At 38.5% G+C, this 13547-nt stretch carries 4 protein-coding genes; 1 reads left to right on the top strand and 3 read right to left on the bottom strand.

The window, feature by feature from the left end; all coding sequences use genetic code 11:
• Positions 1–9 precede the first annotated feature (9 nt).
• Both F9B76_RS00315 and folE read right to left on the bottom strand, forming a co-directional pair.
• Positions 10–1395: a glucose/sorbosone family PQQ-dependent dehydrogenase gene (locus tag F9B76_RS00315; protein ID WP_159990292.1), complete on the bottom strand. Its 1386-nt coding sequence runs from the start codon at positions 1393–1395 to the stop codon at positions 10–12.
• Positions 1396–1741: 346 nt separating this feature from the next.
• On the bottom strand, positions 1742–2437 hold the full coding sequence (gene folE / locus F9B76_RS00310; RefSeq protein ID WP_159990291.1) for a GTP cyclohydrolase I: 696 nt from the start codon (positions 2435–2437) through the stop codon (positions 1742–1744).
• Positions 2438–2670: 233 nt separating this feature from the next.
• Between folE and rng the strand changes: the two genes are divergently transcribed.
• Entirely contained in the window at positions 2671–4134 is a 1464-nt protein-coding gene (rng, locus tag F9B76_RS00305) for a ribonuclease G (protein ID WP_159992018.1), read from the top strand.
• 153 nt (positions 4135–4287) lie between these two features.
• Here the strand turns inward: rng and F9B76_RS00300 are convergent, their stop codons facing one another.
• Positions 4288–13308 carry a YadA-like family protein gene (locus F9B76_RS00300; protein WP_159990290.1) on the bottom strand — a complete coding sequence of 3007 codons (9021 nt, stop codon included), beginning with the start codon at positions 13306–13308 and terminating at the stop codon, positions 4288–4290.
• Between the last annotated feature and the right edge of the window lie 239 nt (positions 13309–13547).

Raw genomic sequence — 13547 nt, 5'->3', positions numbered from 1 at the left:
CCCATCAAATTATTTACCTTGGTAGTCAAATACGATAATAGCACCTTTATTAGCCATCTCTGTATTTGGCTTACCTTCTTTACTAATACCATTACCTACTGCATCTGTAGCCACATAAATTTTGCCTGTGTCTTTACCGATAACAGCATTACGATAGCGGTTATTTGTTTTAAAGTGTTTACTAAAATCACCTTGTACTTGTGTTCCACTCGCATCTAAAGGAACACGATAAATTGCCCCATTTTTTAAGGTAGTAATCAATAAAGAGTTACGCCATTCCGTGATTTTACCATCTTTAGGATAGTAAATCACATTTGATGGTGCAATTGTTGGCCAGCATAAGTAACTTAACTCACCACAATTAGCATCTGTGTAATTATGGCTACTTGAGACTGTAAAGAAAGTTTTTTGTGGATCTTTAAGATTATCTGCCGTAAATTCACTCTCTTGTTGTACTGGTACACCAGCAGGAATGACATTAGGATTAAATTGTTTTTGCAATGCTGTACTGGCTTTAGACCAATCCGCATAGACATAACCAGCATTATCTTTATAACCAGCAACATTTGGCCAGCCATAGTTACCGCCTTTCTCGATACGATTTAATTCATCATCGGAAGAAGGGCCATGCTCCACAGAAAATAAAGTATCTCCCACAAATGCTAAACCTTGAGAGTTACGGAAACCATATGCCCATACATGACTTTTAACCCCATTGAGTTCAGGGTTATCAGTAGGAATAGAACCATCTTGATTTAAACGTAAAATTTTACCCACATATAAGGCATAATCATGATTTTTTACTTGATCTGCCGTAGGTAGCTCTTGTGATTGGATAGGTTTATCAATATGTTTACCTTGATTATGTCCCTGATCACCAATTGTATAATACAACTTATTATCTGGGCCTAAGCGTAAACGACCTGAATTGTGGTCATCACTTGCAGGAATTTTATCTAAAATAATTTGCTCATGACCTAATTGTTTGGTGTTGGCATCATACGTTAAGCGTACAATTCGAGCAAACTTTTTACCCTCTTGTTCATAGGTATAAGCAGTAAACAAGTGGTTTTCACCTTTACCTGATAAAAAATCAGGGGCAAAAGTCAACCCTAATAAGCCTTGGTGTGGTGGAGCAGAAAAAATCACATCATTATGCCAGAGTACAGTACGTTTCCCTGTTTCTGGATCAATTTGAACAATATTTTTACCTTGTCTTTCGGTAATCCAGATTTGATTATCTGCACCCCATAACATTTCCCAAGGACTTTCTAATCCATCAACTAATACAGTTCCCACAAAAGGCTCACTGATATCAACAGTATCACCCGTTTTCGCAAAAACCGGTGTACTTAATAATACGCCAATAGAAAGTGCCAAAAGTGTTTTTTTCATACGGTTATTCCTTTAAATAAAGGTGGATTATAGCCAAACCTAAACATTTATCAATAGGTAAAGTATGATTTATAACGATTATGTCGTATCAAAATAACGCAACGTAAATATTTGTTAATTAATAGAAATTTAAAATAATAATTTACTAAAAAGATTAAGTGCTTATTACAAATAGTGACAAGGCACACTTTATTCTCTATAATCTTGAAGTAAACACTATACTTGGTTGTTGCTATTACCCTTAAACATTGACTGTATTAGGTATAAAAAATACGATACTCTCTTAATTATAAAAAAGGAAGTGAATGATTAACTTCCTTTCCTCTACTACTATTTACTTATCACACTATGCCGCATGATTAATTAATGATAAAAACTCTTTTCGTAAATCTGAGTTTTTTAGGAAAGAGCCTCGCATCACACTATTAATCATTTTAGAGTCTAAATCCTTGACCCCTCGCCAGTGCATGCAAAAGTGATCGGCTTTCATCACCACTGCTAAACCATCAGGTTGCATTTTTTTAACTAATAAATCAGATAATTGAATAACCGCCTCTTCTTGTATTTGCGGACGCTGCATCACCCAACTCGCTAATCGTGCATATTTAGATAAGCCAATGAGATTAGATTTTTCATTCGGCATAATACCTATCCAACATTTTCCCATAATTGGACAAAAATGGTGCGAACACGCACTGCGTATGGTAATAGGCCCAACAATGATTAATTCATTGAGCTTCTCAATATTCGGAAATTCTGTCACATCCGGCATTTCAGTATATCGCCCTGAAAACACCTCTTGAATATACATCTTTGCCACGCGTTTAGCGGTTTCTCTAGTATTGTGGTCTGTTTCCGTATCAATCACTAGGCTTTGTAATACGTCTGTAAATTTTTGCTCGACTTCTTCTTGTAGTAATGTTAATTCACCCGGTTTAATAAATTCTGCAATATTGTCATTGGCATTAAAACGTTTACCTGCCTCTTTGATACGTTGTCGAATAACGTTTGAGATATACGTTGTTTCTTTAGAATCACTCACTATGTTTTTTCCTAAATGATAATCAATTTCGCTATAAATAATACATACTATTTATTCTATAATGAATAAGTATTTTATCCACTAGGGATTTATCTGACAATTTATTTGCCTATTTTCAGGCAGATAAGCCATTATTAATCGGATTATTTTACCCTAAAGCCCCCACTCTATATATAATAAGTATAGTTTTACTGTAAACTTAATCCCCTCTTTTTATACATAAGACAACGATGATGAGCGAACAAATTTTAGTAAATGTTACCCCTTTTGAAACACGGGTTGCCATTATGGAGCAAGGTACACTACAAGAAGTCCATATTGAGCGATCCAACCAAAGAGGTAAGGTAGGTAATGTTTACTTAGGTAAAGTTGTTCGTGTATTGCCCGGTATGCAAAGTGCTTTTATTGATATTGGACTAGAAAAAGCCGCTTTTATTCATATCGCTGATTTACGAGAAAATAGAATTGCTCGGAATAATGGTTTACCTCAACAACAAATAGAAAAAATACTATTTGAAGGACAAACCATTATGGTACAAGTCATCAAAGATGCTATCAATAATAAGGGAGCTAGGCTATCGAATCAAATCAGTATTGCTGGGCGAATGCTTGTGTATATTCCCTTTGATAGCCATATTGGTGTTTCACAAAAAATTGAATCAGAGACCGAGCGAGATCGTCTCAAAGAAAAAGTGATGCAGTTGATGCACCCAGATGAAAAAGGTGGCTACATTATCCGCACGCAAGCAGAACAAGCAAATGACGAAGAAATCCTTCGAGATATACACTATCTTAATCTACGGTGGAAAGATATTCAAAAAAGCCTCCAAACACAGGCAGCCCCTTGCCTGATTTATCAAGATCTTAATTTACTTGAACGAGTGATGCGTGATATGGTTGAACCAGAAACACTATCTGTTGAGGTTGATTCTCGTATTGCATTTCAGCACCTTACCAAATGGTCAACTATTTATACGCCTGAAATTGTTGATAAAGCAAAATACTATAGCGGCAGTAAACCATTATTTGATATTTCAAATATTGAAGATGAGATTAATACTGCCCTTTCTCGCCGTGTTAATCTTAAATCAGGGGGTTATTTAGTCATTGATCAAACAGAAGCATTGACAAGTATTGATGTTAATACAGGGGGCTTTATTGGTTGGCGTAATTTTAATGATACGATTTTTAAAACTAATTTAGAAGCAAGTATTGAAATTGCCCGACAGCTTAGATTACGCAATTTGGGAGGAATTATTATTATCGACTTTATCGATATGGATAATGCTGATCATCAAACCGCTGTATTGGACGAACTCAAAAAAGCCTTATCTAAAGATAGAACACGCACAACAATTAATGGTTTCTCTGCACTTGGTCTAGTAGAAATGACGCGAAAACGAATGCGGGATTCCCTAGCAACCTTGCTAACTGAACCCTGCCCAACATGTGATAGCCGTGGTTATATTCGCACCGCTAAAACGATTGCATATACTATTATGCGTGAAATTCTTCGTGAAGCAAAACAGTTTAACCCTAAAGAGTTTCGTTTAATTTTATCGCCAGCAGTAATTGATTTATTCTTAGATGAAGAAAGTAATTTTCTAGCTATGTTAGATGATTTTATAGGGAAACCTATTAGCCTAGAAGTTGATAATACCTATACACAAGAGATGTACGATATTATTTTACTTTAGGTATATACTTTTTTTATACTGAAATATAGTATTTTATAAATCTTACCTTAGCTCTATTACGCTGTTATTTTAATTTTCCACAAAAAAAATCGCCAATCATTTACAAAGAAATAATTGGCGATTTTTGGTTTTATACAGGTGTTTTACATAAGGTTAGAATTTCCAACCCACAGCTGCACCACCGATATAATCTCCTGTCGTATTGGCACTACCACTTACTTTAATAACAATATTACCGTTATCCGACATCTTAGAGTAACCAACTGCAACAGCAGAAGTACCTCGATAAGTACTACCACCAACACTCAGCATACTTTCTCCCGGACGACTAGGTTGGGGTAACAATCCAATTGCGGTAGCAGAAGCAATACCACCTCGTAAGCGGCGATCCACATCACTGATACGGTTATTGACTTGATTAATATTAGATTTGAGATAACCTAAATTAACCGCATCCGTATCTTTAACTGGATTAGCAACATTACTTAGGCGTACTGGTGTACCTGTACCACCTGCCCCATTGAGTGACACTTCATTCGTCTGCTTCTGAACAACTTGATTATTTTGCGTATAAACAATTGGGCCCGTTGTTTGTAGCTGATTAATAGCATCACCCAGTTTTTTCTTCTCGGTATTACCGTAGATATTGAATTGTCCTTCAATATCAGACTTACCTAAATCAATCGTTGCATTATCACCTAAGACAAGCATATGATCAATTTTTACCTTACCAAGCGTTGCTTCTGCCGCAGCTAAATGCGTGATATTAGCATTGGTTGAGTTAAGGTTAGTAATAGAACCATTTGTTGCTGCAAGATTATTAACAGTTGCATTGTTAGTAACCGTTAAATCTTTAGTCGTTATTGTACCTGCCACAGAAATATCTTTTTCAAAAGAGGCATTACCTTTGACTGTGCTATCACCTTCGACTGTTGAGTTACCTTTGACAAGATGGTTACCTTCAACGGTGGCATTACCTTTCGTTAGGGTATCTTTCTCAAAGGTTGCATTGCCTTTCACAAGACTATCACCTTCGACTGTTGAGTTACCTTTGACAAGGTGGTTACCTTCAACGGTAGCATTACCTTTGGTTAGGGTATCTTTCTCAAAAGTCGCATTGCCTTTCACAAGACTATCCCCTTCAACTGTTGAGTTACCTTTGACAAGATGGTTACCCTCAACGGTGGCATTGCCTTTGGTTAAGGTGTTTTTTTCAAAAGTCGTATTGCCTTTCACAAGACTATCACCCTCAACAGTAGAATTACCTTTGACAAGATGGTTACCCTCAACGGTGGCATTGCCTTTGGTTAAGGTGTTTTTTTCAAAAGTCGTATTGCCTTTCACAAGACTATCACCCTCAACAGTAGAATTACCTTTGACAAGGTGGTTACCCTCAACGGTGGCATTGCCTTTCGTTAGGGTATCTTTCTCAAAGGTCGCATTACCTTTCACGGTGCTATCGCCTTCGACTGTTGAGTTACCTTTGACAAGGTGGTTACCCTCAACGGTGGCATTACCTTTAGTTAAGGTATCTTTTTCAAAGGTCGCATTACCTTTCACGGTGCTATCGCCTTCGACTGTTGAGTTACCTTTGACAAGGTGGTTACCCTCAACGGTGGCATTACCTTTGGTTAAGGTGTCTTTCTCAAAAGTCGCATTGCCTTTCACAAGACTATCCCCTTCAACGGTAGAGTTACCTTTGACAAGGTGGTTACCCTCAACGGTAGCATTACCTTTCGTTAAGGTGTCTTTTTCAAAAGTCGCATTGCCTTTCACAAGACTATCCCCTTCAACTGTTGAGTTACCTTTGACAAGGTGGTTACCCTCAACGGTGGCATTGCCTTTGGTTAAGGTGTCTTTCTCAAAAGTCGCATTGCCTTTCACAAGACTATCCCCTTCGACTGTTGAGTTACCTTTGACAAGGTGATTGCCCTCAACGGTGGCATTACCTTTGGTTAAGGTGTCTTTCTCAAAGATTGCATTACCTTTTACAAGACTATCCCCTTCAACTGTTGAGTTACCTTTGACAAGATGGTTACCTTCAACGGTAGCATTGCCTTTGGTTAGGGTATCTTTTTCGAAAGTCGCATTACCCTTGGTTAAGGTGTCTTTCTCAAAGGTCGCATTGCCTTTTACAAGGCTATCACCCTCAACGGTAGAGTTACCTTTGACAAGATGGTTACCCTCAACGGTGGCATTGCCTTTGGTTAAGGTGTCTTTTTCAAAAGTCGCATTACCTTTCACAAGGCTATCACCCTCAACAGTAGCATTACCTTTGACAAGATGGTTACCCTCAACGGTGGCATTCCCTTTGGTTAAGGTGTCTTTCTCAAAAGTCGCATTGCCTTTCACAAGACTATCCCCTTCAACTGTTGAGTTACCTTTGACAAGGTGGTTACCCTCAACGGTGGCATTGCCTTTCGTTAGGGTATCTTTCTCAAAAGTCGCATTACCTTTCACGGTGCTATCACCTTCGACTGTTGAGTTACCTTTGACAAGGTGGTTACCCTCAACGGTGGCATTGCCTTTGGTTAAGGTGTCTTTTTCAAAGGTCGCATTGCCTTTGGTTAAGGTATCTTTCTCAAAGGTCGCATTGCCTTTCACAAGACTATCACCTTCGACTGTTGAGTTACCTTTGACAAGGTGATTACCCTCAACGGTGGCATTACCTTTGGTTAAAGTATCTTTCTCAAAGGTCGCATTACCTTTCACGGTGCTATCGCCTTCGACTGTTGAGTTACCTTTAACAGTTGAATTACCATTTACGGCTAAATCTTTCGCAATGGTCGCGTTATTAGTCACCGTTAAGTCTTTGGTGGTCGTTGTACCATTGACTCCTAAGTCACCACCAATTGTCGCGTTCCCTTTTGTGATGGTATCTTTCTCAAAAGTGGCATTACCTTTCGTTAGGGTGTCTTTCTCAAAGGTCGCATTGCCTTTCACGGTGCTATCGCCTTCGACTGTTGAGTTACCTTTAACAGTTGAATTACCATTTACGGCTAAATCTTTCGCAATGGTCGCGTTATTAGTCACCATTAAGTCTTTGGTGGTCGTTGTACCATTGACCCCTAAATCACCACCGATTGTGGCGTTTCCTTTCGTGATGGTATCTTTTTCAAAAGTGGCATTACCTTTCGTTAGGGTGTCTTTCTCAAAGGTCGCATTGCCTTTCACGGTGCTATCGCCTTCGACTGTTGAGTTACCTTTAACAGTTGAATTACCATTTACGGCTAGATCTTTTTCAATCGTAGCATTATTCGTCACCGTTAAGTCTTTGGTGGTCATTGTACCATTGACCCCTAAATCACCACCGATTGTCGCGTTCCCTTTCGTGATGGTATCTTTTTCGAAAGTCGCATTGCCTTTGGTTAGGGTGTCTTTCTCAAAAGTCGCATTTCCTTTAACGAGGTTATCGCCTTCAACGGTCGCATTGCCCTTAGTTAAGGTATCTTTTTCAAAGGTTGAATTACCTTTAACTGCTAAATCTTTTTCAATCGTCGCATTGTTGGTCACGGTTAGATCTTTAGTGGTAGTTGTACCATTTACACCTAAATCACCACCAATTGTAGTATTACCTGTAGCAGTTAAATTACGGAAAGTTGGATCTTTCGCCATTAGAATTTCTATTACTCCAGTCACTGCATTAGCAACTGTACGAATATTGCTACTATCCGCCTCTTTCCCAGCCGCTAAACTACCTTGAACTGTGAGAGTATCACCTAATTTACGATTGATAATTTCACCATTATTTCCCGTAAAATTCATCCCTTTATCGGTAAGATTACTGAAACTTTGGATTGTTGTGTAAAGCTGACCGCCTGTTACTGCATCTTTACTATCTTTCTCTACTTTTCCATCGCTGATATTACTAATAACATTACTACCCATATCAACTTTTGTACCGTTACTGACTGTAAAGGTTTTATCCTTACCACCTATGGTTGTATTCCCTGATAATACGGTTTCACCCGTAGAGGTAAGTTGATTATTGAACGTACCTTTTTCAGCGGTTAAATTATTAATAGTTGCATTATTGGTGACGGTTAGATCTTTGGTAGTTGTTGTTCCCTCAACGGTTGAATTCCCTTTGACCGTAGCATTACCTTTAGTCAGTGTATCTTTCTCAAAGGTCGCATCACCTTTCACCGTGCTATTACCATCAACAGTTGAATTACCATTCACCGTTAAGTCTTTAGCGATATTGGCATTATTGGTGACGGTTAAATCTTTGGTGGTGCTTGTGCCCTCAACGGTTGAGTTCCCTTTAACCGTAGCATTGCCTTTGGTTAAGGTATCTTTTTCAAAAGTTGCATCACCTTTCACCGTTGAATTACCGTTTACCGTTAAATCTTTTGCAATATTGGCATTATTAGTGACGGTTAAATCTTTGGTAGTCGTTGTTCCCTCAACGGTTGAGTTACCTTTAACTGTAGCATTGCCTTTGGTTAAGGTATCTTTTTCAAAAGTTGCATCACCTTTCACCGTTGAATTACCGTTTACCGTTAAGTCTTTTGCGATATTGGCATTATTGGTGACGGTTAAATCTTTGGTAGTCGTTGTACCATTGACCCCTAAATCACCACCGATTGTCGCATTCCCTTTTGTGATGGTATCTTTTTCGAAAGTGGCATTACCTTTAGTCAGCGTATCTTTTTCAAAGGTCGCATCACCTTTCACCGTTGAATTACCGTTTACCGTTAAGTCTTTTGCAATATTGGCATTATTGGTGACGGTTAGATCTTTGGTAGTTGTTGTTCCCTCAACGATTGAGTTCCCTTTGACCGTAGCATTACCTTTAGTCAGTGTATCTTTTTCAAAAGTTGCATCACCTTTCACCGTTGAATTACCATTCACCGTTAAATCTTTTGCAATATTGGCATTATTGGTGACAGTTAAATCTTTGGTAGTTGTTGTACCCTCAACGGTTGAATTCCCTTTGACCGTAGCATTACCTTTAGTCAGTGTATCTTTCTCAAAGGTCGCATCACCTTTCACCGTGCTATTACCATCAACAGTTGAATTACCATTCACCGTTAAGTCTTTAGCGATATTGGCATTATTGGTGACGGTTAAATCTTTGGTGGTGCTTGTGCCCTCAACGGTTGAGTTCCCTTTAACCGTAGCATTGCCTTTGGTTAAGGTATCTTTTTCAAAAGTTGCATCACCTTTCACCGTTGAATTACCGTTTACCGTTAAATCTTTTGCAATATTGGCATTATTAGTGACGGTTAAATCTTTGGTAGTCGTTGTACCATTGACCCCTAAATCACCACCGATTGTCGCATTCCCTTTTGTGATGGTATCTTTTTCGAAAGTGGCATTGCCTTTAGTCAACGTATCTTTCTCAAAGGTTGCATCACCCTTAACGGTTGAATTACCATTCACCGTTAAGTCTTTAGCGATATTGGCATTATTGGTGACGGTTAGATCTTTGGTAGTTGTTGTTCCCTCAACGGTTGAGTTCCCTTTGACCGTAGCATTGCCTTTAGTCAGTGTATCTTTCTCAAAGGTCGCATCACCTTTCACCGTGCTATTACCATCAACAGTTGAATTACCATTCACCGTTAAGTCTTTTGCAATATTGGCATTATTGGTGACGGTTAGATCTTTGGTAGTTGTTGTACCCTCAACGGTTGAATTCCCTTTGACCGTAGCATTGCCTTTAGTCAGTGTATCTTTCTCAAAAGTCGCATCACCTTTCACCGTGCTATTACCATCAACAGTTGAATTACCATTCACCGTTAAGTCTTTTGCAATATTGGCATTATTGGTGACAGTTAAATCTTTGGTAGTTGTTGTACCCTCAACGGTTGAATTCCCTTTGACCGTAGCATTACCTTTAGTCAGTGTATCTTTCTCAAAGGTCGCATCACCTTTCACCGTTGAATTGCCTTTCACGGTTGAATTACCGCCAATTGTGGCATCACCTGTGGTTGAAATGGTTTCAAACTCAGGTTTTTCAGCAATTTGGATTTCAACTTTGCCTTCTGTTACATTAGTTTTCACATTTTTGGAGCTGTAATCTCCACTTGTCGTTGCTGCTCCTGAGATATTTAGGGTTTCACCAAGTTTACGACTTGTATCCCCTAAGTTACCTACAAATTTTAATGGGTTATTTGCTACCGCATCTAATTGTTGTTTGTTTACAGCATCTGTTGCAGCTGTACCATTTGCTACACCAGAAACAACATTATTACCCATATTAACGGTTGTACCATTGGCAATATTGAATGTTTTATTTTCTCCACCAATAGTTGTATTACCCGATAGGGTTGTTTCTCCTTTAGACACTAGGGTTTTATTAAATGTACCGTCATTTGCCTCAATCTTGTCTGAGTTCAGATTAGTGATCGTACCGTTAGTTGAAGTTAGGTTAGTAATTGTACCATTGCTTGAAGTTAAGTTGGTAATTGTGCCATTACTTGCTGACAAATTAGTGGTATTAATATTACTTGCATTGGTTGTTGCCTCTTTGATTAAACTTTCAACTTGGCTTAATGTTGTCGCATCATTACCCTCTGTTGCATTACTCAAATTAGTTAAACGATTACCACCAGCATTAAAGGTTGAATTTGCTCCTAAAGTTACATTCTTTAGTGAAGTATTTCCACTTGCTGTTAGATCTTTAACTGTTGTGCTACCATTGACTGTTAAATCACTGCCAATGGTTGCGCCATTGCTTGTTGTAAGGCTGGTAAAACTCGGTGAATCATTAACAGACAATGTAATGTCTTTACCACTTTGTGTGATATTAAGATTTTTCCCTGCAATAACTTTTACCGTATCACCCATTTGAACGTTGGTCGAGTTACTACCCCCTACATTACCGCCTTCAGTCTTATCTGTTGTAATGTTCCAACCTTGATTGACTTTATTCAACGCCGTATTGGCAGTATTGTTGGCATTATTGGCTGTTGTATTGGCAGTATTAGCAATATCTTTAGCCGTATTAGCTGTTGTATTAGCAGTACTAGCAATATCCTTAGCCGTATTGGCTGTTGTATTGGCAGTATTAGCAATATCCTTAGCCGTATTAGCTGTTGTATTGGCAGTATTAGCAATATCCTTAGCCGTATTGGCTATTGTATTGGCAGTATTAGCAATATCTTTAGCCGTATTAGCTGTTGTATTAGCAGTACTAGCAATATCCTTAGCCGTATTGGCTGTTGTATTGGCAGTATTAGCAATATCTTTAGCCGTATTAGCTGTTGTATTAGCAGTACTAGCAATATCCTTAGCCGTATTTGCCGTAGTATTAGCACTATTGGCTGTTGCGCTAGCAGTATCAGCCGTAGTCTTGGCTGTATCTGCGGTAGTTTTAGCCATATCAGCAGTAGTTTTAGCTGTGTTCGCTGTATTATTGGCAGTATTGGCAACTCTGTTTACTGCATCAAGCTGTTTTTTATTCACTGCATCTGTAAGGGCAGTACCATCTGCCACACTATGGATCTTATTATTTCCCATATCTACATTAGAGCCTCCTTGGAAAGTAATATTCTTTCCTTCTCCACCGAGTAGAACATTGCCACGTAAGTTTGAAGTACCGGAAACTGTTAATGAACCGCCTGCCCCTACATTTAATTTTTCAGTTACTTCAACTTGTTTAAATTTCGGATTGTCAACAGTTTTAATCGTAATATCCGTACCATTACGGGTTACATTAATATTCGTACCTTGTACGATATTAATAGAATCATTCCTTTTTACCTTTGATCCATTATCTCCATTAGCTTTAATTAAGAAGCTAGAATTAGCAAATGCATTATTAATCGCATCCGATACTGTTTTAGCAGTCGTTAAACCTGCCGTTCCTGAAGCACTCGTTACACCATTTGCATTCGTAGAAATATCTTGCGTTACCACATTCACTTTTACAGATGAACCATTAACTGCAGATTTTGTATAATCGCCATCAACAAAATTCACCACGCCGTTATTATTGATTCGAGATTTTGAAACACTGTTTTGTTGAATATTAAAACCGGAATTTGTCATCACGGCATGGAGTTGGCTACCATTTACCGCATCTGTTGATGTCGGTGTTAATGAACCTGCCGCAACATTAATAATTTGGCGTTCCTTGCCTGAAGCACCGACAGAAACAACACCATAATCGCTATTTGCTCTTCCTGCGAAATTAACGGTTTTATCAGCACCTGATGCATCTTTATAAGTATAGGTTGTTGCATTAGTTGTATGAACATTTGATGTAACAGATTCTCTACCTAGTGCCACAGAGTACCGATGTTCTGCTTTAGCATTAAATCCAACTGCCGTTGTACCAACTGCAGCAGCCAAAGCTTCTGAACCTAGTGCTGTACCATGATTTCCGCCAGTGACCTTAGCTTTGTTACCCAATGCAACACCACCACCGCCACCGGTCACTGCTGCATTTGTACCAATAGCAATGGTATTCGCACCAGATGCATTTGAACTAAACCCAATGGCTATTGATGGCTCTCCAGTACTAGAAGCCATCGCTTTTGCATTTTGACCAATAGCTGTTGAGCTTTGACTAGCTGTTGTATTGTAACCAATAGCAGTACTCCATGCAGCTGTAGCATTAGATAACGTTCCTACTGCGGTTGCCCCTTCACCTGTTGCTGTTGTATTAGCACCTAAGGATAAAGCACCTTTACCATCTGCTTTCGCATTTCCACCCAAAACAGTTGCTGTTGTACCATTAGCACGAGAACCTGCACCAATAGCCACAGAACGAATACCACCAGTAACGCTGGTATCATAACCCAATGCAACACCGGAATTTGCACCACCACCGACATTAGATTTTGTGCCGATAGCTATTGCACCGGGAGCATGAGCTTTAGCACTATGATCCGATGTCACCTTATCATTTGCCCGTCCGATCGCTATCGCATTACTATCTCCGTTAGCATCACCACCAGCAATTGCTGTACCTTGCCCTGTAGCCCATTTAATTGCTTCACCTCCAGCAGTAACAGCAAATGCATTAGGCATAATTACCATCATAATCACTGACGATATAGCAATAGTTTTAATACCTCTAGTAAAAGATTGACCTTTGCTTTCTTTTCCTTCTGCTATTTCAACGGTGTTGTTAGATGATGATTTACTATACCCTTTTACTAATTCAGATACAACTACCCAACTTTCAGTTGTTCTGTTAAAAATTACTCTAAAAACCTTATTCATAAAAATCCCTTCAGCCTTATATTGAAAATAGTTCCTATAAAAAAAGAACTATAACAACTAAAAAATTCAAATAATTTGTTACATTTTAAATCTATCTTTAGCGATAAAATTATTCATTTAAGTCATTCATAAATAATTTTCAACTACTTAGCTTCTTAAATAGACTTACTAAAAAATATACCTTTACTATTAAGTAAAATTTTCAACGCATCATACCATTATTTAGAATATTTTTTATA

The sequence above is a fragment of the Pelistega ratti genome (assembly GCF_009833965.1).
Lineage (GTDB): Bacteria > Pseudomonadota > Gammaproteobacteria > Burkholderiales > Burkholderiaceae_B > Taylorella > Taylorella ratti.
Note: the sequence above shows the minus strand (reverse complement) of the source record. Positions and strands in the feature narration are given on the sequence as shown.